General features: G+C 67.2%; 16 protein-coding genes. 4 read left to right on the forward strand and 12 right to left on the reverse strand.

The genetic code is table 11. From position 1 onward, the window contains the following. Nucleotides 1-15: 15 nt before the first annotated feature. The 4 genes from IWX75_RS02570 to betT form a co-directional block, all read right to left on the reverse strand. Nucleotides 16-1,971, reverse strand: coding sequence for a penicillin-binding transpeptidase domain-containing protein (locus IWX75_RS02570; protein ID WP_196820663.1), 1,956 nt, complete (start codon nucleotides 1,969-1,971; stop codon nucleotides 16-18). A gap of 75 nt (nucleotides 1,972-2,046) precedes the next feature. After that, nucleotides 2,047-3,672: a GMC family oxidoreductase gene (locus IWX75_RS02575; RefSeq protein ID WP_196820664.1), complete on the reverse strand. Its 1,626-nt coding sequence runs from the start codon at nucleotides 3,670-3,672 to the stop codon at nucleotides 2,047-2,049. After that, nucleotides 3,669-5,162: an aldehyde dehydrogenase family protein gene (locus IWX75_RS02580; protein ID WP_196820665.1), complete on the reverse strand. Its 1,494-nt coding sequence runs from the start codon at nucleotides 5,160-5,162 to the stop codon at nucleotides 3,669-3,671. The genes IWX75_RS02575 and IWX75_RS02580 overlap by 4 nt, the downstream gene beginning before the upstream one ends. Then, on the reverse strand, nucleotides 5,159-7,276 hold the full coding sequence (gene betT, locus IWX75_RS02585) for a choline BCCT transporter BetT (protein ID WP_196820666.1): 2,118 nt from the start codon (nucleotides 7,274-7,276) through the stop codon (nucleotides 5,159-5,161). The genes IWX75_RS02580 and betT overlap by 4 nt, the downstream gene beginning before the upstream one ends. 312 nt (nucleotides 7,277-7,588) lie before the next feature. Between betT and clpB the strand changes: the two genes are divergently transcribed. Both clpB and IWX75_RS02595 read left to right on the forward strand, forming a co-directional pair. Next, on the forward strand, nucleotides 7,589-10,189 hold the full coding sequence (gene clpB, locus IWX75_RS02590) for an ATP-dependent chaperone ClpB (RefSeq protein WP_196820667.1): 2,601 nt from the start codon (nucleotides 7,589-7,591) through the stop codon (nucleotides 10,187-10,189). Nucleotides 10,190-10,329: 140 nt separating this feature from the next. Then, nucleotides 10,330-10,569, forward strand: a complete 240-nt coding sequence (locus IWX75_RS02595; RefSeq protein WP_026532710.1) for a DUF3073 domain-containing protein — start codon at nucleotides 10,330-10,332, stop codon at nucleotides 10,567-10,569. A 152-nt stretch (nucleotides 10,570-10,721) separates the two neighbouring features. On the opposite strand, the gene egtD is transcribed toward IWX75_RS02595, so the two are convergent. Further along, nucleotides 10,722-11,708: an L-histidine N(alpha)-methyltransferase gene (gene egtD, locus IWX75_RS02600; RefSeq protein WP_196820668.1), complete on the reverse strand. Its 987-nt coding sequence runs from the start codon at nucleotides 11,706-11,708 to the stop codon at nucleotides 10,722-10,724. A gap of 320 nt (nucleotides 11,709-12,028) precedes the next feature. On the opposite strand from egtD, the gene IWX75_RS02605 reads away from it, so the two are divergent. After that, nucleotides 12,029-13,018, forward strand: coding sequence for an adenosine deaminase (locus tag IWX75_RS02605; RefSeq protein WP_196820669.1), 990 nt, complete (start codon nucleotides 12,029-12,031; stop codon nucleotides 13,016-13,018). Nucleotides 13,019-13,084: 66 nt separating this feature from the next. On the opposite strand, the gene purM is transcribed toward IWX75_RS02605, so the two are convergent. Both purM and purF read right to left on the reverse strand, forming a co-directional pair. Beyond that, nucleotides 13,085-14,200 carry a phosphoribosylformylglycinamidine cyclo-ligase gene (gene purM, locus IWX75_RS02610; RefSeq protein WP_196820670.1) on the reverse strand — a complete coding sequence of 372 codons (1,116 nt, stop codon included), beginning with the start codon at nucleotides 14,198-14,200 and terminating at the stop codon, nucleotides 13,085-13,087. Further along, nucleotides 14,197-15,756, reverse strand: coding sequence for an amidophosphoribosyltransferase (gene purF / locus IWX75_RS02615; protein WP_196820671.1), 1,560 nt, complete (start codon nucleotides 15,754-15,756; stop codon nucleotides 14,197-14,199). The genes purM and purF overlap by 4 nt, the downstream gene beginning before the upstream one ends. 90 nt (nucleotides 15,757-15,846) lie before the next feature. Between purF and IWX75_RS02620 the strand changes: the two genes are divergently transcribed. After that, nucleotides 15,847-17,037, forward strand: coding sequence for an FUSC family protein (locus IWX75_RS02620; protein ID WP_196820672.1), 1,191 nt, complete (start codon nucleotides 15,847-15,849; stop codon nucleotides 17,035-17,037). A gap of 38 nt (nucleotides 17,038-17,075) precedes the next feature. Here IWX75_RS02620 and IWX75_RS02625 read toward each other — a convergent pair whose 3' ends face one another. The 5 genes from IWX75_RS02625 to IWX75_RS02645 all read right to left on the reverse strand — a co-directional run bounded on the left by IWX75_RS02625 (nucleotide 17,076) and on the right by IWX75_RS02645 (nucleotide 22,150). Continuing rightward, entirely contained in the window at nucleotides 17,076-17,474 is a 399-nt protein-coding gene (locus IWX75_RS02625) for a hypothetical protein (protein WP_334684054.1), read from the reverse strand. Between the two features lie 20 nt (nucleotides 17,475-17,494). Next, nucleotides 17,495-18,910, reverse strand: coding sequence for a DUF2079 domain-containing protein (locus IWX75_RS02630; protein WP_196820673.1), 1,416 nt, complete (start codon nucleotides 18,908-18,910; stop codon nucleotides 17,495-17,497). Beyond that, nucleotides 18,907-19,296, reverse strand: a complete 390-nt coding sequence (locus IWX75_RS02635; RefSeq protein ID WP_196820674.1) for a sterol carrier family protein — start codon at nucleotides 19,294-19,296, stop codon at nucleotides 18,907-18,909. Before IWX75_RS02635 ends, IWX75_RS02630 begins: the two co-directional genes overlap by 4 nt. 25 nt (nucleotides 19,297-19,321) lie before the next feature. Then, entirely contained in the window at nucleotides 19,322-20,323 is a 1,002-nt protein-coding gene (locus tag IWX75_RS02640; RefSeq protein WP_196820675.1) for an asparaginase, read from the reverse strand. Between the two features lie 144 nt (nucleotides 20,324-20,467). Then, nucleotides 20,468-22,150, reverse strand: a complete 1,683-nt coding sequence (locus tag IWX75_RS02645; RefSeq protein WP_196820676.1) for a molybdopterin-dependent oxidoreductase — start codon at nucleotides 22,148-22,150, stop codon at nucleotides 20,468-20,470. Nucleotides 22,151-22,185 lie beyond the last annotated feature (35 nt).

Below are 22,185 nucleotides of genomic sequence, written 5' to 3' on the forward strand. Positions count from 1 at the left end.
TTCTGCTGGCAAATCCTAGGGCACGAGCCCCCGCAGGAAGGCTTTCATCAGTGGTCCACCGGAGGTCGAGCCCAGTTCTCCCTCCTCGACGAAGACGGCCACCGCGAGATCGCCCTGCAGCGCGACGATCCACGCGTGAGTGCGTGGTGGGTCCTCGCTGCCGAACTCGGCCGTTCCGGTCTTGGCAAGGACGGGGTCCCCGGGGACGTCGCCGAGGAGCTGTGCGCCTCCCTCGGTGACGACGGCGCGCATCAGGGTCCGGAGCGTCTCGGCTTCCTCAGGCGTGAGTGCGCTGGGAGCCGCGGCGTCGCCCTGGTCCGCGGTGCCCGAGGGGGACGACGGGGACGGGGACGGGGACGACGACGGCTGCCCGGCGTTCTGCCCCTGTGCCAGTAGCGTCGGGGTGATCCGCGCGCCGTTGCCGACGCTGGCGGTCATGGTGGCCAGCGCGAGCGGTGAGACCAGCACCTCTCCCTGGCCGATCAGAGCGGCGGCGTGCGCTGTGCCCTCCGCCTCCTCGGGTACCGAACCGAAGAAGGCAGGGAGCCCGATGGTCGATTCGACGCCGACGCCGAGATCGGCCGCTGCCGCGGCGAGTTCCGGCTGGGACACGATGTCACGGTTCGAGATGAAGCCGGTGTTGCAGGACTGCGCAAAGGTCTGGAGCAGCGGGATCGTTCCGACGAATTGCGCCGGATACGTGCTGGCATTTTTGAAGGTGCGGCCCTCGACGTCGAGCTCGGCGGGACACTCCGTCGGGGTGTCGGGGGTGAAGCCCTCGCGGAGCAGCGCGAGGCTCGTGGCGACCTTGAAGGTGGATCCCGGCGGGTACTGTCCGAGGAGGGCGGTCTGCAGGCCGTTACTGCCCGGGCCGTTGGCCACCGTGAGGATCTCCCCCGAGCTGGGACGGACGGCCACGATCGACGACGCCGACGGTTCCTCCGCCAGGACCTGCTCGGCCAACGCCTGCATTGCTGGATCCAGCGTGATGGCGAGCGGGGTGCCGGCCACCGGCGCCTTCTCGAAGAGCTGCCGGGGCCCAGCTCCATCCCCGGACACCGCGGTGATTCCGAGGCCGGACGTTCCCGAGAGCTGGTCGTCGTGCTGCAGCTGAAGGCCGGACAATCCGGTGATGTCTCCGGCGGCAAGGGTCCCGCCTGACTGCTCGATGAGTTCGGCGCTCGGTTGACCCACGGATCCCAGGAGTTCCCGGGCGAAGGTGCGGGTGGGCGCCAGCGCAAGGGTGTCTGCCTGCACGATGGCACCGGGAATGGCCCCGATCTGCTCGTCGGTGACGGTGCGGGACGCGTCATCGCGGAGCACGATGGCCTCCACGAATGCCTCGAAGCCCGCGGCGGCAACCTGTTCGGTGTACGCGGCGGCGTCGATTTCGAGGAGTTCCGCGAGGGCGGAGGCCGCTGCCGGCTGCTCCGCCTCCGAAATCTGCATCTTGTCGATACCCACCCGGACCACGGGCCGTTCCGTCACGATGGCCTCACCGTCGGCACTGGTGATTCCGGCCCGCTCCGGCTGGATCTCGGTTTTCTCGAGGCGCTCGTCGACCCTCAACTCCGGCACGAAGAGCGAGGGGTCCCAGACCGCCTGCCACTCGTCCTCCGCACGGGTGAGGTTTGCCGTCGTCGAATATATCCAGTCGGCGTCGGAGGCATCGACATCCCAGGTGTAGTCCAGCTGGGCCGTGGCGGCGTCGTCGCCGGTGGACTCCACCGATGCCACGGTGACCTCGGGGGCGAGAGGGGCCAGCGCTTCGGTGATCGTGCCGAGGTCGGTGGTGACGTCCTGGGCTTCCACCGTGGTGAAGGCGGATCCGGAGACGTCGAGCTCTGCGAGCCCGGCGGCGAGCTCCTGGGCGGCATCCTCGGCCGTGGGTCCGCTGTCAGTGCAGGCCGAGAGAGTGACGGCGAGAACGGCAGTGGTCAGGACGGCGTTGAAGCGGTAAAGATTCCCCATCAGGCCATTATGGCCGATGGGGAACCTTCTGCTCCGCATGCCGGCTCGCGGATGTTGCAGGCCGGCCCGGACCGGTCAGCCCGCCGCTGAACCTCCCGCAGAGCTGACGGCGCTGCTCCGGAGAGCGGCGGCGCGGTCCGTTTTGATGAGGTCGGCGCACCGCTCGCCGATCATCATGGTGGTGATGTTCGGGTTGACGGTGGTGAGCTCGGGCATCACCGAGGCGTCAGCGACGCGGAGTCCCCGGATCCCCTTGACGCGCAGCTGCGGATCAAGGGGCGACATCGGGTCGTCCGGCGAGCCCATGCGCACGGTGCCCGCCGGGTGGTACACCGTGTTGTGGGTCCGCCGGATGTAGTCCTGGAGCTGCTCGTCCGTCTGGACGCCCTTCCCCGGGTACAGTTCCTCGCCCGCCCACTCCGCCATGGCGGGCTGGGCCACGATCTCGCGGGCCTTCCGGATCCCGGCGATCATCACGCGCATGTCGTGGGGATCGGTGAAGTAGCGGGGATCCACCATGGGCTTGTCACGGAAGTCCCGGCTCCGCAGCTTCACGGTGCCGCGTGACCGTGCATGGGTGACGTTGGGGGTGAGGCAGAAACCGTTGTCCGTGGTCGGATACCCCTGCCGGAGGGTGTGCATGTCGAACGGCACCGAGCCGTAATGGAACATCAGGTCGGGGCGGTCGAGTCCCTCCTCGGTGGTGGTGAAGATCCCGATCTCCCACCACTGGGTGGAGGTCTCCGTCATCGGTTTCCTGGACTCCCACTGGATCACGCCCTCGGGGTGGTCCTGCAGATGCTCGCCCACACCGGGGGAGTCCACCCGCACTTCGACGCCGCGCTCGGTGAGGTGCTCTGCCGGACCGATCCCGGAGAGCATCAGCAGCTTCGGCGAATCGATAGCTCCGGCCGAGACGACCACTTCGAGGCGTGCCGCCAAGGCGCGGGTCCGCCCGAAGGCGCCATCGACGACGTCGACACCGGTACACCGATGGTCGGCGTCGATCCGCAGGTTCCGCGCCCGCAGGTCGGTCAGCAGCGTGAAGTTGGGGCGGTCCAGGATCGGATGGATGTAGGACACCGACGACGACGCCCGGGTGCCGTCCGCCTGCCGGTTGATCTGGAACAGGCCCGCCCCGTTGAGAACGGTCTCGCCGGTGTTGAACTTGGCATTCGGGATGCCGGCCTGCGCGCAGGCTTCGAGGAGGGCACGGCCTGACGGGTCATGCGCCGGGATGTTCATGAGGTGCACGGGCCCACTGTCGCCGTGATGCGGTGCGTCAGGGCCGGCGTCCTCATTGGTTTCCAGCCGCTGGTACAGCGCATAGGCGGTGTCGGAGTTCCACCCGGTCGCCCCGAATTCGCGCTCCCACTGGTCGATGTCCTCGCGGGGGGCCCAGAAGGCGATGCACGAATTGTGGCTCGAGCAGCCGCCCATGACCTTCGCCCGGGCATGGCGCATAAAGGAGTTGCCGTTCTCCTGCGGTTCGATGGGGTAATCCCAGTCGTACCCCGATTCCAGCAGCTCCATCCAGCGGTCCAGCCGCAGGATGACGTCGGAGCCGCGGTCGTCGGGGCCCGCCTCGACGAGCGCAACCTCCACCTCCGGGTCCTCGCTGAGGCGCGCCGCGACCGCGGCTCCTGCCGAGCCGCCACCGACGACGATGTAGTCGAATTCCGATTCCTGCAGCCCGCTCATGCCGATTCCTCCTGGACGCGCGCCTCGAACCAGCCGGTGACCGCGGGATCGATGTTGTGGTAGATGTGCTTGGCCTCCTGGTATTCAGCGAATCCGGTAGGCCCTAGTTCGCGGCCCATGCCGGAATGGCCGAAACCGCCCCACTCCGCCTGCGGAAGGTACGGGTGGAAGTCGTTGATCCAGATGGTGCCGTGTCTCAGGCGCGCAGCGACGCGCTGGCCCTTGCCGGCGTCCTGTGACCAGACTGCTCCTGCAAGACCGTACTGCGTGTCGTTGCCGAGCTCCACCGCCTCGTCCTCGCCGTTGAAGGTCTCCACGGTCACCACCGGTCCGAAGGCTTCATCGACGAGTACTGACGACCCGCGCGTCACCTGGTCCAGCACGGTGGGCGTGTAATAGAAGCCCTTCTCGAGTTCTCCCTCGCCCCAGGTTCCCCCGCAGCGCAGGCGTGCACCCTCTTCGAGGCCCTTCTGGACGTAGGCGGTCACCTTGTCGCGGTGGGCGGCAGAAATGAGCGGTCCCGTTTCGGCCTTCTCGTCGAACGGCCCGCCGAGACGGATCTCCCGGGCGCGCCGGACCAGCTCGTCGACGAACCGCTCGGCGATGGGTTCCTCGACGAGGAGCCGGGCTCCGGCGGAGCACACCTGGCCCGAGTGGACGAAGGCGGCATTGAGGGCGTTGTCGAGGGCGGCGTCGAAGTCGGCGTCGGCGAACACGATGTTCGGGTTCTTGCCGCCCAGTTCCAGGGCCACTTTCTTGATGGTGCCCGACGCCGCCGCGGCAATCCGCTTGCCGGTCTCCAGACCACCAGTGAAGGACACCATGTCGACGTCGGGGTGCTCCGACAGGGGAGCGCCCACGACGGCGCCCGCACCCAGCACGAGGTTTGCGACGCCCTTGGGAAGGCCCAGGGAGTCGAGGAGGTCCATCATCAGGATGGACGTGTGCGGGGTCAGTTCGCTGGGCTTCAGGATGAAGGAGCACCCCGCGCCGAGGGCTGGTGCGATCTTCCAGGCGGACTGCAGGAGGGGGTAGTTCCACGGGGAGATGAGCCCGCACACCCCCACGGGTTCGTAGGCGATCCGGCTCACCACGCTGTTGTTGCCGGCATCGACCATGCGCCCGGCGTCCTGCCCGGCCAGCTTGCCGAAGTAGGCGAAGCAGTCGGCGATGTCGTCCATGTCGATTTCGCTCTCCACCAGGCGCTTGCCGGTGTCCAGCGTCTCGGCCTGGGCGAACTCGTCCTTGCGGACGCGCAGCTCGGCTGCCACCCGGAGGAGGAAGTCACCGCGCTGAGGTGCGGGCACAGAAGCCCATTCGCCGGAGTCGAAGGACTTCCGGGCTGCCGCGATGGCACGCTCGGCGTCTTCCCTGGTGCCCTCGGACACGTCGCCGACGAATCCGCCGTCGGCCGGGCAGTGGATGGCGCGGGTGCCGCCGTCGGACGACGGCACCCACGCACCGCCGATGAACAGTGTTGCTGTACTCACTTGTTTTCCTCCTGGTGTGGGAAGTCTGACGCCCAGTTGTCCTTGGCGCTCTGGTCCTCGGCGAGGGCCGTGTTGCCGGGGAGGGCGCGGTTGAGGTGCAGGAACTCGAGGTGTGTCTCGTAGTGGTCCAGCACGTCGGTGATGACCTGCTCGGTGGTGTAGCCCGTGAGGTCGTAGCTGTGGCTGCCCTCGAGGGAGAAGACCTCCATCCGGTAGTACTTCGCATCCACCGCCGCATTATTGGTTGCGAAGGACGGCGTGTCGTACTGCACGGGATAGATCTGGTATTTGAAGGGCCGCTCATCGCCAAGGCTCACCTGCAGGTCGAGGTGACGGATGCCACACGCCTCCACGGTTCCGCTGGTGAGGACGACGTCGGCTCTCTGTGCCACAAGTTCGTCGCGGACTTCCTGCAGGGCGGGCTGCGCCACCGTGTCGACGAAGTGGTTGGCCTGGGTAGGCCCGGGGTAGGACATGGCGCGGGTGAGGCGCTGCCGCCAGTTCCGCCCGCCCCGGCCTTCGGCCGCGCGCCCGGAGATGATGCCGGGAAGGCTGGCCCGGTAGCTGTCGATCAGCGAATTCTCCACGCGGAGGGCCTTGTAGAGCCCCAGCATGATGAACAGCAGCAGGACCGACAGAGGAAGTCCCATGATAATGGTCGCGTTCTGCAGGGTCGGAACGCCGCCGACCGTCAGCATGGCCAGGGTCAGGAGGCCGGTGGCCACCGCCCAGAAGATGCGGAGCCACTTGGGGCCGTCGGAGTCGGCGTCCTTCAGACGGGACGTGAAGTTGGACATTACGAGTGCGCCGGAATCGGCCGAAGTGACGTAGAACAGCAGGCCGGTGAATGTCGCGACTGCTGCCAGCAGCGGAGCGGCCGGGTACTGCTCCAGCAGCCCGTAGAACGCTCGTTCCGGCTGGTTCATTGCGGTCTCCCCGAAGTCCGCATTGCCACCCATGACGAGGTCGAGGGCACTGTTCCCGAAGACGGAGATCCAGAGCAGGATGAAGGCGAAGGGAACGATCATGGTGCCGAGGACGAACTGGCGGATGGTCCGTCCACGGGAGATCCGTGCCAGGAACAATCCGACGAACGGTGCCCAGGCAATCCACCAGGCCCAGAAGAACAGGGTCCAGCCGCTGAGCCAGGCATCGGGGCGGTCATAGGCGAAGGTATCGAGCGTCATGCCCGGGAAACGGCTGAGGACGTCACCGGTGTTCTGGATGATGCCGTCCAGCAGGAAACTCGTCTTGCCGCTGATCAGGACGAACAGCATCAGGCCGAGGGCGAGGATGACGTTGAGCTCCGCGAGCCGCCGGATGCCCTTCTCCACGCCGGAGACCACCGATGCGGTGGCCATGACCACGGCCACGACGATGAGGCCGATCTGCACGGCGAGGTTTTCGGGCAGCCCGAACATGAACGTGAGGCCGTAGTTGAGCTGGACCACGCCGATGCCGAGGGAGGTCGCAATGCCGAAGATGGTTCCGAGGAGGGCCGCAATGTCCACGGCGTCACCGAGGCCGCCGTCGACCTTCTTGCCGAAGATGGGGTAGAGCGCGCTGCGGATGCTGAGGGGAAGGTTCTGGCGGTAGGCGAAGTAGCCGAGGGCAAGGCCCATGAGTGCGTACAGCGCCCAGCCGGTGATGCCGTAGTGGAAGAGGGTGAGGACCATCGCCTGGCGGGCCGCCTCGGTGGTTCCCCCCTCACCCTGGGGGGGAGCGAGGTACTGGGTGATGGGTTCCGACACCGAGAAGAACATCAGGTCGATGCCGATGCCCGCCGCGAACAGCATTGAAGCCCAGGTGAACATACTGAACTGTGGCTTGGAGTGGTCGGGACCGAGTTTGGTCTTGCCGACCCTGGTGAGCGCCACGACCAGGACGAAGATCACCACCACGGTGACGATGAGGAAGTAGTACCAGCCCAGATTGGTGGAGACCCACCCGACCATCGCGCCGATTCCGGCCGCGGCAGTCTCGGGTGACACGATGGCCCACAGGGTGATGGCGAGGATGCCGGCCGCGGAGCCGACGAAGACCGTCTTGTTGACCTCGGTCTTCCTGGGGCTGCTGTTCTCGGTGCCCGGCGGTGCTTTCGTTGATGAACTCATGTCTTCCCTCGCGTTGATTGAAGCCACGCTGAACAACCCCCAACGGTGCAGCACGGCAGGACTTTGCAGCAGAAGTTCCACGCAGTTGATTTTCGCGAGGATTCGGCGCAGGAATCTGGCCCGAAGGGGCTTTCAACGCTACCGGTTCGATATCGAACGCCGCGAAATGCGTGATCCATCTCACAGTGGCCTACTACCGACGAATGCTATCGGAAGCTTCGCTCTGAGTGAAGCGGCGGTGAAACTGCTGCGCGCCATAGTTGAGTCGACTAGACTCAAGGTAGTTAGACGGATATCGGAAAGGACACCCCTGTGGACGCCAAATTCACGACGAAGAGCCAGGAAGCCCTCTCGGCTGCGGCAATGAACGCCTCCACCGCAGGTAATCCGCAGGTAGAGACCCCCCATTTCCTGAAGGCCCTGATGGACCAGCGCGACGGCGTGGCCGTGGCACTCCTCAAAGCCGCTGGTGCGGGCCCTGATGACATCAGTGTCCAGGCGAGCTCGGCCATCAAGGCGCTGCCGGCGTCGTCGGGCAGTTCCGTGGCGCAACCGCAGTTCTCCCGCGGAGCGCTGCAGGTGGTGACGGCGGCGCAGCAGGAAGCTGAGTCGCTGGGTGACCAGTTCGTCTCGACCGAGCATCTGCTGCTCGGCCTCGCCGCGGATCCAGGGTCCGCGGGTGCCATCCTCCGCGGAGCGGGAATTTCCCGCGACGCCCTCGCGGCTGCGCTCCCCGGAGTGCGTGGTGACCGCCGCGTCACCTCGCCTGACCCTGAGAACACCTTCCAGGCGCTGCAGAAATTCGGCGTGGACCTCACGGAGATCGCGCGGTCGGGCAAGCTGGACCCCGTGATCGGGCGCGACGCCGAAATCCGCCGCCTAATTCAGGTGCTGAGCCGCCGCACGAAGAACAACCCCGTGCTGATCGGGGAGCCGGGCGTCGGGAAGACCGCCGTCGTCGAAGGCCTGGCGCAGCGCATGGTGGCTGGTGACGTTCCGGAGTCGCTGCGCGGCAAGACCCTGATCAGCCTCGACCTCGGCTCGATGGTCGCCGGGGCCAAGTATCGCGGGGAGTTCGAGGAGCGGCTGAAGGCCGTCCTCGAGGAGATCCGTTCCGCGAACGGGCGGGTGGTGACGTTCATCGACGAGCTGCACACCGTGGTAGGTGCCGGTGCGTCCGAGGGATCGATGGACGCCGGCAACATGCTGAAGCCGATGCTGGCACGCGGTGAACTGCGGCTGATCGGTGCCACCACGCTCGACGAGTACCGCGAGAGAGTGGAGAAGGACCCGGCGCTCGAGCGGCGCTTCCAGCAGGTGTACGTGGGGGAGCCCTCGGTGGTGGACACCATCGGTATTCTCCGCGGGCTCAAGGAACGGTACGAGGCACACCACAAGGTGTCCATTGCAGACGCCGCCCTCGTCGCCGCCGCCACGCTGTCGCACCGGTACATCTCGGGCCGCCAACTCCCGGACAAGGCGATCGACCTCGTGGATGAAGCGGCGTCTCGACTGCGCATGGAGATCGATTCGGCGCCGGAGGAGATCGATCAGCTCAAACGTGCGCTCGATCGGCTTCGGATGGAGGAACTCGCACTGTCGGGCGAGAAGGACCAGGCATCGGTGGAGCGCCTTGGGACGCTACGCGCCGATCTCGCCGACAAGAGTGAACAGCTCAGCGCCCTCAACGCCAGGTGGGAGGCCGAGAAAGCCGGCCTCAACCGGGTCGGCGACCTCAAGGCTTCACTTGACGACCTGCGCTCGCAGGCTGACCGCGCCCAGCGCGACGGCGACCTCGAGACTGCATCGCGGATCCTCTACGGCGAGATTCCCCAGGTCCAGCGCGAGCTGGACGCCGCCCAGGCGGAGGAGCAGGCCGACGGCGCGCCTGAACTGATGGTCGCCGACGAGGTGAGTGCCGGGGACATCGCCGAAGTGATTTCGGCGTGGACCGGCATTCCGGCCGGGCGCATGCTGCAGGGCGAGAGCCAGAAGCTGCTGCAGATGGAGGAGATCATCGGTTCGCGCCTGATCGGCCAGCGCAGGGCAGTTGCCTCGGTGTCCGACGCGGTGCGGCGCGCGCGGGCCGGCGTCTCTGATCCCGACCGGCCCACGGGTTCGTTCCTGTTCCTGGGCCCGACGGGAGTGGGCAAGACCGAGCTGGCCAAGGCGCTCGCGGACTTCCTGTTCGACGACGAGCGCGCCATGATCCGCATCGACATGTCCGAGTACTCCGAGAAGCACTCGGTCGCGCGGCTCGTCGGAGCGCCCCCCGGGTATGTCGGGTACGAGGAGGGCGGCCAGCTCACCGAATCGGTGCGGCGCCGTCCCTATGGCGTGGTGCTCCTGGACGAGGTCGAGAAGGCGCATCCGGAGGTGTTCGACATCCTCCTGCAGGTGCTCGACGACGGCCGTCTGACCGACGGCCAGGGGCGTACCGTGGACTTCCGGAACGTGATCCTCGTGCTGACCTCGAATCTGGGTTCGCAATTCCTCGTGGACCCGGTCCTCGACGACGACGCCAAGCGGGAAGCCGTCCTGGCCACGGTGAATGCGAGCTTCCGGCCGGAGTTCCTCAACCGGCTCGACGACGTCATCGTGTTCGACCCGCTGAGCCTCGACGACCTCTCACGGATCGTCAACCTCCAGGTCGACGCGCTGGCCTCGAGGCTCAAGGACCGCAGGCTCCAACTGGAAGTCACCCCGTCCGCGAGCGAGTGGCTGGCCATGACGGGATTCGACCCCGCCTATGGAGCCCGGCCGCTGCGGCGCCTCGTCCAGCGGGAGATCGGGGACCGGTTGGCCCGCGGCATCCTCGCCGGCGGAATCGACGACGGCGACACCGTGGTGGTGGACAGGGCCACCGACGAGGGCGGCGGCGAGGGGCTGACGGTGACCGTCGCCACGGGCTGAGCAAGCCGCGCACCGGCGCCCGTGAAAGCATGTAACCTAGAGTCACGACATACTGACCAAATACTCCGGGGCCTCGCTGTAGCCTTGGGCCTTGTGCCCCAGCGACCACCTCCGGATCGACGCAAAAAGGGGGTCACGCCATGGGGCGCGGCCGTCAAAAGGCAAAAGCTACCAAGCAGGCCCGGGACATGAAGTATTTCAGCCCGGCGACTGACTACACGGCACTGCAGCGCGAGCTCACAGGCCCGAGTGGTCGTGCCTCCAATCGACGAACTGAAGCTCCCGAGCCGGTGGAACCGGATTATTCGGAGTATGCGGACAAGTACGTCGAGGAGTACGGCGACGACGGCGAGGACGGCGGTTCACGCCGGACAGGCTGAGCAAGCGATATAGGTATTTCCGAAAGTGGTGCATCCGAGTCGGGTGCACCACTTTTTTGTGGCGAGCCACACCCGGTGCGCAGCAGGTACCGGTGGGGGGCCGGTTTCGCAGTGTTCTGCGCACCCGATCGGGGAAGGCGCCGCGGAAGGGTTCAGCGGGGTTCGGCCAGGGTCATCGCATAGCGTTCCTCAGCATCCGTCCACTGCCCGACGATGGTGAGGCGTGCGGCCTCGAGCTCCGCGGCGATCCCCTCGGGGCGGAACTTCGCGGACACCTCGGTCCGCAGGTCCTCGCCCCGGTCGAAACTGATCTCGAGTCCGGCGCCGGGCAGGCGCACTTGCATGGCCCGCGTGGCCCGGAGCCTCATCTCGATCCACTCTTCGGCCTCGTTCCACACCGCCACATGCTCGAATGCATCGACGTCGAAATCCGCTCCCAGCTCCGCGTTGAGGACTCGGAGCACATTGCGGTTGAAGTCGGCAGTCACGCCGCTGGCGTCGTCGTAGGCGGGGATGAGGACTTGAGGCGGCTGCACCAGGCCGGTGCCGATCAGCAATGATCCGCCCTCCTGCCCCAGGAGTTCCCTCACCTGCAGGAGGAACCGCGCCCGGGCATCCGGCTCGAGGTTCCCGATGGTGCCGCCCAGGAACGCCACCATCCGGCGTCCGTCCCTCGGGAGCAGCTGCAGCTGCGATTCGAAATCAGCGGCCACTGCCTGCAGGGTGAGATCGGGGTACTCCCGGGACAGCTCGCTGTTGGCGTCGGTCAGGGCGCTGTCGCTGACGTCCACAGCGACGTAGCTCCGGAGCGGGCCGGCGTCCTTCAGGGCGTCGAGCAGCAGGGGTGTCTTCCTTGACGAACCGGACCCGAGCTCGATGAGCACCTCCGCCGGGCTGGCCGCCGCGATCTCCCCGGCAGAGTCCTCGAGTATCCGACGCTCGGCGCGTGTCGGGAAATATTCCGGAAGCTGCGTGATCTGCTCGAACAGTTCGCTGCCCCTCCGGTCGTAGAACCACTTGGGCGGCAGGGTTTTCGCCGATGTGGTCAGTCCCTTCCGCACATCCTCCCGAAGGGCGCGCTCGAGGTAGTGCGGTGGCAGGTGATGGACGATCTCGAGGGCAGTCTTCGAAGGATTCATCTGAGCGCGGGCTCCATCTCTGCTGGGGTAGTCGTACCTGTTCCGACGCCGTGAGGCGTGGCGGCCAGCGGGGACTGATTGGATTCCCGTGACATCCGCGCCGTCGTCGGAGGGCCCACCTCGACGACGGGACCTGTTGTTCGATCGCCAGAAAAGGGTATCACCGGTCACTGTGCGGATGGATCGGCGAAAGGGAGGGCGGGTCGCTGTATGCCGGCACTCCACCGAAGGGGTCGTCGAGCGGCCGCCGGGCCTCGAGCCCGAGCCGTCCGCCGTAGTAGATTGCAGTAGCCAGGTTCCCGCCGGATGAGAGATATCGAATGCAGCTTCCCCAGGTAGAACTTCACCTCCATATCGAAGGCACGCTGGAACCGGAGTTGATCTTCGAACTCGCCGCGCGGAACAATATGGAACTGCCCTACGCCACGCTCGCTGACCTGCGCGCTCAGTACGAGTTCAAGGACCTGCAGTCTTTTCTGGACCTCTACTACAGCAATATGGCGGTGCTGCAGACGGAGCAGGACTTCGCCGACATGACCCGCGCGTACCTGTCGCGCGCCGCGGCGGCCGGCGTGCGCCACGCGGAAATCATGATGGACCCCCAGGCGCACACGGTCCGCGGCGTGCCGTTGAAGGCATGCGTCGACGGTGTTTCCTCGGCGTTGGCGAACAGCGAGGAGGAGTTCGGGATCAGCACGGGACTGATCGCGGCGTTCCTGCGTGACCAGCCCGTCGAGGGCGCGCTCGCCGTGCTGGAGGAGCTGCTGGCGATGAAGGCGCCGATCATCGGAATCGGCCTCGACTCAGCGGAGGCCGGCAACCCGCCCCGCAACTTCGTGGCGCTGTACGAGCGGGCGCGGCGGGCAGGCCTCAAGTGCATCGCCCATGCGGGGGAGGAAGGGCCTCCCGACTACATCCGGCAGGCGCTGGACCTGCTACGGGTTGATCGGATCGATCACGGTATCCGCTGCATGGAGGATGAGGAGCTGGTGCAGCGGCTGGTCGACGAGCAAGTGCCGCTCACCGTGTGCCCGCTGTCCAACGTGCGCCTGCGAGCCGTCGGCACCCTCCCGGACCACCCACTGCTCCGCATGCTGGAGCGCGGCCTGAACGTTTCCGTCCATTCCGATGATCCGGCGTACTTCGGCGGCTATCTCGATGAGAACGTGGCCCAGGTCCGGGAGACGTTCGGGTTCGATGCCGGGCAACTGGCAGTGCTGGCGTCCAATGCCGTCCGGTCCGCCTTCCTCGACGATGCACGACGCCGGGAATTCCTCGCGGACATCGCTGCCTGGCTCGACGGTCAATAGGGAGGCCCATCGACGGATCAGCAGGACGGGGGCTCCGCTGCGTCCGGGCCCGGCGACCGAGCCGGTTCAGGCGTAGGCGCCGAGCAGCCGTACCGATCCGCCGTCGACACCCTTGGCGCCCTGCACATAGTCCGGACCGTCCGTGCCGGCATCGCTGGCTGCCTGCACGCTGCCCATCACCCAGGAAGGCACGCCGGCGGCGTTCAGGTGGGCAAGGGCCGCATCGGCGCCGGCGGCCCCGACGATCGCCACCATGCCCACCCCGAGGTTGAGCGTGCGCTCGAGATCCGGCAGCGGCACGGAACCGAGCTGTGAGACAAGAGTGAAGATGGGCGGGAGCTCCCAGGTGGAGCGGTCGATGCTGGCTTCCATGCCCCGTGGAAGCACGCGCGCGAGGTTCGCCGCGAGCCCGCCACCGGTGACGTGGCTGAATCCGTGCACCTGGGCGGCGTCGTCGCGAGCTAGAGCGAGGCAGTCCGCGGCATAGACGCGCGTGGGCTCGAGAAGTTCCTCACCGAGCGTTCGGCCAAGCTCGGACACCTGCCGGTCGAGCATCCACCCCGCCTGGTTGATGACGCGTCGAACCAGCGAATATCCGTTCGAGTGCAGGCCGGAGGACGCCATCGCGATCACGATGTCGCCGTCGCGGACCCGCTCCGGGCCGAGGACCCGATCCGCCTCGACCACGCCGGTCGCGGCGCCGGCGACGTCGTACTCATGCTCACCCAGCAGGCCCGGGTGCTCGGCGGTCTCGCCGCCCACCAGCGCGGTCCCCGCCACCGAACAGGCCGCGGCGATGCCGCGCACGATATCGGCGATGCGCTCAGGCACCACCTTGCCGCACGCGATGTAATCGGTCATGAACAGCGGCTCGGCACCCACCACCACGATGTCGTCCACCACCATGCCCACGAGGTCGAAGCCGATGGTGTCATGGATGTCCATGGCCTGCGCGATGGCCACCTTGGTCCCCACGCCGTCGGTGGAGGTGGCCAGCAGTGGGCGCCGGTAGGTGAGCAGCTTCGAGACATCGTAGAGGCCCGCGAAACCACCGACACCACCGACCACCTGGCTGCCATGGGTGGCCTTGACCGCGTCCTTCATGAGCTCGACGGCGCGGTCTCCCGCCTCGACATCAACTCCGGCACTCGCGTAGGTGATGGGATTGGAAGGTGCGCTCATACCCGCTCTTTCTTGTCTGCGTCGGTCAGGACGGCTTCGAATTCACTGTCGGGTCCGGGATCGCATCCGTTGGCCCCGGTCTTGTCCGCCGGGTCGAGGTGTTCCAGCAGGTTCTTGCCCAGGCGGTCGTCGACGGGGAGTTCGATGGGGTAGTTCCCGGTGAAGCAGGCGGTGCAGAGGCGCTCGCGGGGCTGCTGCGTCGCGGCGATCATGCCGTCTTCGGAGATATAGGCGAGGCTGTCGGCGCCGATCGACTTGCAGATCTCGGCCACCGCGGCGCCGTTGGCGATCAGTTCTGCCCGGGACGCGAAGTCGATGCCGTAGAAGCATGGCCAGCGGACCGGCGGAGAGGAGATCTTGACGTGGACCTCCGCGGCACCGGCTTCGCGGAGCATCCGCACCACCGCGCGCTGGGTGTTCCCACGGACGATCGAATCGTCCACCACGATGATCCGCTTGCCCCGGATCACCGACTCCAGGGCGTTGAGTTTGAGGCGGATGCCGAGTTGCCGGAGGGTCTGGCTGGGTTGGATGAAGGTCCGGCCCACGTAGGCATTCTTCACGAAACCATGCGCGAAGTGGATACCGGATTCCTCGGCGAAGCCCACGGCTGCCGGGGTCCCTGATTCCGGTACAGGGATGACGATGTCGCCCTCCGCGGAATTCTCGCGGGCCAACTGGCGGCCCATCTCCACCCTGGACTCGTACACCGACCTGCCGGCGATCGCGGCGTCGGGGCGGGCGAGGTAGACGTACTCGAAGACGCAACCCGCCGCCGTCGGGGTGGCGAAACGGCTCGACCGGACGCCTTGTTCATCAATGGCGATGAACTCACCCGGCTCGATCTCCCGGATGAAGCTGGCACCGACGGTTGCAAGTGCCGACTGCTCGGAGGCCACCACCCAGCCGCGCTCGAGCCGCCCGAGGACGAGCGGCCGGACACCGTAGGCATCCCGCGCCGCGTAGAGGGTTCCTTCGTCCATGAAGACGAAGCAGAAGGCTCCACGGATGCTGGGCAGCAGCTCGAGGGCGGTCTCTTCGAGGGACCGGCCGTCATTCCCGGCAAGGAGGGCTGTCACGAGCGCCGTGTCGGTGGTATTGCCCTGTGCCATTTCGCCGGAGCGCGGCTTTCCATGGCGCTCGAGCACCATGCGGTACAGCTCCGCCGAGTTGGTGAGGTTTCCGTTGTGGGCCAGGGCCACTGTTCCTGCGGCGGTTGCACCGAGGGTGGGCTGCGCGTTGGCCCAGAGGGAGGATCCGGTAGTGGAGTACCGGCAATGACCCACCGCAATGTGACCGGTGAGCGTATTCAGCGTTGTCTCGTCGAAGACCTGCGACACCAGCCCCATGTCCTTGTAGACATTGATGCGCTGCCCGTCGCTGGTCGCAATTCCCGCCGATTCCTGGCCGCGGTGCTGCAGCGCGTAGAGACCGTAGTAGGTGAGCTTGGCTACCTCTTCACCGGGCGCCCATACGCCAAAGACACCACAGGCATCCTGGGGTCCTTTTTCGCCGGGAAGAAGATCATGGGAAAGTTGTCCGTCACCGCGCACCATAGGGCCATTCTCTCACGCCGGGTCCGGGCTGTGCCTTCGCCCGGCGCTCCTGGCTGACAGTCGGTCGGGGGCGGGTGGAAGAATGGGGCCATGGCGGTCGATGGTTCATCCGGTCCTTCCGGCAGCTCGGCGACGGAGCGGCCTGTCCGGCCGTACCCGCTCCCTGCGGTGCGGCGCTTTCTTCGCCAACCCCACCTCCTGTTGTCGCTGAAGGCTGCCCTGGCGGCCGGCATCGCCTGGGCCCTGGCCCTTTTCATACCGGGTGTGGCGGCAGAATACCCGTACTACGCGCCGCTGGGCGCCCTGCTGGCCATCTACCCCACTGTCGCGGGCACCGTGAAGCTGGGACTGCAGACCATGGTGGGTCTGGCCATCGGGATTCTCCTCGCCTATTTCGCGGCGTGGATCGGCGATCCGAACTCGTTGACCATTGCTTTCGTGGTGGGTGCCGGAGTGCTGTTGGCGGGCCGGCTGAAACGCACCGCCGGCGGCGGGACAGGAATTGCCTCAGCGGGACTGTTCGTGCTGGTCATCGGGAACAACGACCTCGGCTATTCGATCGGGTATCTGGTCCAGATGGTGGTGGGGGTGCTCGTGGGCCTGGCGGTCAGCGCGCTGGTGGTACCGCCGCTGCATCTGAACGAGGCGGTGGAGCAGCTGGCCGCGCTGCGCAGGACCGCCGCGCAGCAGCTGGAGGATATCGGCGACGCCCTGCGGGAGAACTGGACATCCGACGATCAGCGGTGGGCGCGGCGGAGAGCGGAACTGGCCGGGACGGCTGACGGCGCGCGGGAGGCGCTCAGATACGCGGAGGAAAGCCGCAAGGGCAACGTCCGCCGCCGCTTCCATCCCCGTGACCTCGCGAAGGACTTCGAGCAGATCGAAGTGCTGGAAGTAGTCACCTTCCACACCCTCAATATCACCAACATGCTCCAGGACTCCATCCATGGCACCCATCGGGAGCCCGCCCTGGCGGATGACTTCCGCGATCCGCTGCAGGAGGCCTTCTCCGCCGTCGGCAATGTCCTTCGGCAGTGGACCGTCGATGAGATAGCCGGTGAAACGCTCGAAAACGCCGAGAAAGCAATGCTTTCCCTGGCGGGCAAAGCCAATGAAAGCGCTGCCCAGGAAGCCCCGTTCGGTGCTGCGGCATCGATCGCCATGAGTCTCCACCGCATTCTGGCGGCCGTCACTCCGTCAACAGAACCACCGGGGCACTACCCGTCCTCCGGGCACGATAGGGAAAACCTGCCGGAGCCTCCGACGGAGCAGCGGAACTGACGGCTCCAGGGCCGGAAGGACGACGGCAGTGCCGGGCGCTACTGGGTGTCGTCAACGTCGTCGGTGAGCCTGACGTGCGCCCGCTGTGCACGGCGGACACTTCGGCGGTCCAGGATCAGCACCACGATGGCGCCCAGGATCAGGCCCGGAATTGCGAAGGCCACGGTGAAGAAACCGAGCACGGACTCGCGTGTCAGGGTGGGATCCACCGGCCCCGTGTAGGCGACGACGAGGGCCGCGATGAAACCGAGTACAGCACCGAGCGCCATGAACGGAACGAACCGGGGGGCCCTGCGCACGGTTACTTCACGCGGTGCTGTTCCTTCGGGGCGCCCAGTTCCTTCCAGGGGTTCAGGGGTTCCCCGCAGTTCGGCTACCTCCCGGTGCTCGGATGCGTTCTCGGGGGAGTTCTCGGGCAGCGGCTTCTCGGAGCTCATGGGTTTAAGGCTACCGGCGATCACGGGGTTCTCTTCACCAGCTGGTAGCCGGCCTCATCGAAGACGAGTTCGTAGGAACTGCCGGGATACGTACTCTCTGCGTGGGCCACGGCGTCGGCGGGCCGTACAGGCCCCCAGCTCCAGTCCTGGGCGTCGACGATGAGGTAGTCGGGCGCCGGATTCTCGTTGCCCAGCCAGTACACTTCGGCGTCGGGCGCAAGGTAGGCCATCAGCACCACTCCGCTCTCCACCGATGCCCCGGACGGAATGCTGTCCATCATGCGGTGCGCGGCATCCCACCGCGGAGACTGCTGGTAGGTCTGCGGTTCGGCGAGGGCGGCGAGGGCCTGCCCGGGCAGAAGGGCAAGCGCGACGACGGCGACCGCCGGAGCCACGACCGCGCCGGCCACGCGGAGCCACCGCCGACCGCTCGTCCGCAGCCGGGGAAGTACGTCGACCAAGGCGAGGAAGACCACCGGCATGAGTACCGCGCTGTAGTGCCAGTCGGGGCCCCAATAGCCCTCCTGTCCCGAGGCGAAGCGCCAGAGCAGCGTGGGAATCAGTATCAGGGCAAGCGGTGACCTCACGAACAGTGCGCCGCCCGCAAGCAGGAGCAGGCCCACGGTTTCGTATTTCGCCGCGCCGCTCACCAGGGAAACCACAGCAAGGCCCGGGTCCGCCAGCATCCCACCGACGTCGATGCGGTCCGAGTAGTCGTAGGCACCGCCGGTGTTCAGCGCCGGGAGGATGACGCGGACCGACAACACGAGCCACAGCGCACCCCAGGCCGCGAGCCAGAGGCCCGCCTGGGAGCGGAACCGCCAGGCGATGACGAGCCCGAGGACGAGGACGGTCACGCCGAGATCCTCCTTGACGAACACCAGCAGCGATCCCCACGCGACGGCGGGCACGAGCCGCCTGTCGATCAGCGCCTCGAGGCTCAGGGCGAGCAGCGGAACGGCGAAGGCGATCTCGTGGAACTGCGCCGCGACGGCTGACAGGAGCCCCCAGGACAGGCCGAACGCGAGGCCGATGCAGATGCCTGCCCACCGGCCCGCATGCCGGACGCCGGCGCGCGTCACGACGAAAACCGCAAGGCCGAACAGCAGGTTCTGCACCACGAGCAGGGTGAAGCCTGAGGGAAACACCGCGTAGATGGGTCCCAGCAGCACCAGGATCGGGTGGAAGTGGTCCCCCAGGAGGTTGAAGCCGTCGCCCTTGATGGGGACGATCGGAGCTCCGGGAGCGGCGTACGCCTTGGCCAGCTGGGTGAAGATCCCGAGATCCCACGACGGCGAGCTGAGCTGATGCCATTGCGTGGCCGAGTACGTGATGTAGAGGGACGTCACGGCAAGGCCCACGATCCAGGCACTGGCGGGTTGGCGGCCGGAGGTAGTGGGGGGCGCCGCACGAACCCGGCTGGCAGGGGAGCTCACTGCGGCCCTCCCGAGGCCGGAGCGCTGTGTCTGCTGAACAGGGGGAGCCAGGCTGAAAGGTCCGCCCGCTGGCCCGACGCCGACACCTTCCCGGCGGCCTGCGCTTCGGCCCAGGTCAGGCCCCCGGTGACGAGTGCGAGCCAGGTGGTGGCGTCGGTCTCCACAACGTTCGGTGGCGTTCCCCGCGTGTGGCGGGGACCGGCGACGCACTGGGTGACACCGAAGGGCGGAACCCTTACCTCCACGCTGTTGCCCGGGGCGCGTTCCGCCAGCTCCTCGAGGCAGTACCGCACTGCCGCGGCGAGCTCGTTCCGCGACGCGAGCCCGTCCGCCACTTCCTGCAGGGCGGCGGAACCCACCTCCGACGGGATGCGGCGTCGTGCCATGTCGTGTCCTTCCGGGTTGTCCTGTTCAGTCGAGTAGGGCCATCACGGGAGCCGCCAGGCGCAGGCTGCCGACCGGGCGCCCGCCGCCCAGCACGGGTGGTACTACCTTCTCGAGTACCACGCCCACCGTGTCGGGGTCGATCGCTCCGGACGCTGCGAACAGGGTGAGTCCCACCAGTGTGGCGGCCCGGTTGTTGCCATCGAGCACTTTCAGCGCGAGCGCTGCCCCATTGGGCGCGCCGAGCACAAGGACCCCCTCGGCGCCGCTCTTGGCGAGGATTCCGAGTTCCTCCATGACCACAGTGTTCTCCATCCCCCGACCGTGAACGGCCCAGGGGTAGTCGATCATGGCCGTCGCGATGGTTGCGGCGCGGGCATCGGCATTCTTGTCCGAGGGTGCTTTCGCGATCTTCCCGATTCCCCGTGCGAGGCCTGTCAGCGACACCGTTGCCACCGGAGCCCCGCAGCCGTCCACGCCCCAGTGTCCGGGCGTCTCCTCGGTGTACTCCTCGATGACGTCCGCGATGCCCTGCTGGAGGGGGTGGGCGGGATCGAGGTACGTCGCATGGTTCCACGAGTTCTCGGTGCACGCCCACAGGAACGCGGCGTGCTTGCCGGAGCAGTTGAACGCTATCCGTTGCTTCCCCTTGTCGCCCAGCACCAGGCTGATGCGCGCCTGCTCGTCCTGCGGCCAGTCCTCGGGGCACTGGAGATGTTCTTCAGTGACCCCGGCGGCGCTCAGCATGGTCCGGACGACGTCCATGTGTTCGTCGCTTGCCACATGGCTGGCCGTCGCCAGGGCGACCTGCGGTCCCCTCAGCGGCACTCCCGCCTTCATCGCGGCGAGGGCCTGGAACGGCTTGAGGCTGGAGCGCGGGTAGATTGGCGAGGTGATGTCCCCGAGCGAGGTCACCACACTGCCGTCCGCCGCGAGGACGACGGCGGAGCCCACGTGGCGGGATTCGATGAATCCGTTGCGCTCCAGGACGGCGAGGTCAACGGCATCAGCGGAGGTGAAGGTCGGCATGAACCAAGTATTGCCTATGGCGTGGAGGGCTCGTGCTGCCTGAGCACCTCCGAAGGTGGGCAGGAACGGCGAGTGTTCGCCGCCGACACCTGCCGGACGTGCGCAGGTTCCGCCGGGGACCACGGGTGATGGCTAGCAGTACAGCTAGCCGGCCGAGAACTGTACGGACTGCCACCCGGAAGCGCCGTTCGGCACGGTGTCCGCACGCTCCTCCGTCTGCAGGCCGTCGACGGCGTCGGTGGCCCTGGCGCGGACGGTGTGGCTCCCGGCGTCGAGCGTGAGCTCATGCGACCACTGGCGCCAGGTGTCCACCGAGTATTCCTCCGCGAGGGTCACCTCCTCCCACTCGCCGTCGTCAACCGATACCTCGACCTTCGTGACGCCGCGTTGCTGCGACCAGGCCGAGCCGCCGATCCTGACCGGACCCGGAGCGACCTTCGCGAACGCCCTCGGCACCTCGACGCGCGCCATCGTCTTGACCGGTCCCTTCTCCGACCAGCCGCGGTCGGTCCAGTACGCCGTCTGGTCAGCGAACCGGGTGACCTCGAGGTCGACCACCCATTTAGTGGCCGAGACGTAGCCGAAGAGGCCCGGGACCACCATGCGGACCGGGAAACCGTGTTCAAGCGGAAGCGGCTCATCGTTCATGGAGACCGCCAGCATGGCGTCGCGTTCGTCCTGGAGGACAGGCAGGGGAGTCGAAGCGCTGAAGCCGTCGGAGCTCGTCGAGAGCACCATATCGGCGCCTTCCATGGGCCGGGCCCGCTTCAGGACTTCACGCAGCGGGTAGCCGAGCCATTTCGCATTGCCCACCAAGCCGCCGCCCACCGGATTCGAGACGCAGGTGAGGGTGACATGGCGCTCGATGAGATCGGCGTCGAGGAGGTCCTGGAACGACATCGTGAATTCCTCCTCGACCATGCCGTGCACCCGCAGTTCCCAGGTTGCAGAATCGAGCTGGGGCACGCTGAGCGCAGTATCGATGCGGTAGAAATCCTGATTCGGGGTCAGCCAGGAGGTGACCCCTTCCACGTCCACCTCTACCCCGGCGGGCACCGGCTCGGCCGGACTGGCGGGGACCGGGAAGGTGAGGCTGTCGCGTGCCGCCGACACATTGCTCCGGATGCTGCCGAGCACGCGCCCTCCGGTGGCCGCGGCGCCGGCCACGATCGCAGTCACTCCGGCCGCGGCGAAGAAGGAGCGACGCGACGGGGACATCGTGCCGCCGTCGCGGCGGTCGGCCGTGGTGGTTGACGCAGCTGCGCTTGAGGCAGCGGCGCCCGAGGGGGCGGCACTGCGCCGGCCCGTGGCGGGAACCGCAGGTGCGGCATCGACGACGACGACGCCGTCGTCGTGCCGTGCCCGCCCTGCGGCACCGGAGTGCAGGCGGGCGATCAGCCAGCGGAGGGCCAGCAGGCCGGTGGCGGTGCCGATGATCGACGGGGCGGCATCGAGCAGCGAGGCACCGGCCCGCGAGAGGACACTCGCGACCATCACCAGTCCCATCAGCACGACGCCGGCCACACCGAGTGCCCACCTACGGAAGGCGACGATGCCGAGGAGCGCGGCCAGAGCCACGATGGTCACGGCCATGCCCACGAAGAGAGCCACCTTGTCATTGGTGCCGAACGTGTCGATCGCGAAGTCCTTCAGCCAGGCCGGCGTGAAGTCGATGAAGGTCGAGCCGAGCGCGATCAGGGGAGTGGCACGGGCCGCGTAGAAGGCACCGACCAGTTCGGCAATCCCGAGGACCAGGCCCGCGGCGAGGATTCCCGCAAGGGCAGCGAGCGCAGTGGCTTCGCGGGAGATTTTCCGAATGGTGTTCATGGTGGGTATTCGGAGGGGTGCTGCCCGGGTATGGG

Source organism: Arthrobacter sp. CAN_A6 (assembly GCF_015751715.1).
GTDB lineage: Bacteria > Actinomycetota > Actinomycetes > Actinomycetales > Micrococcaceae > Arthrobacter_D.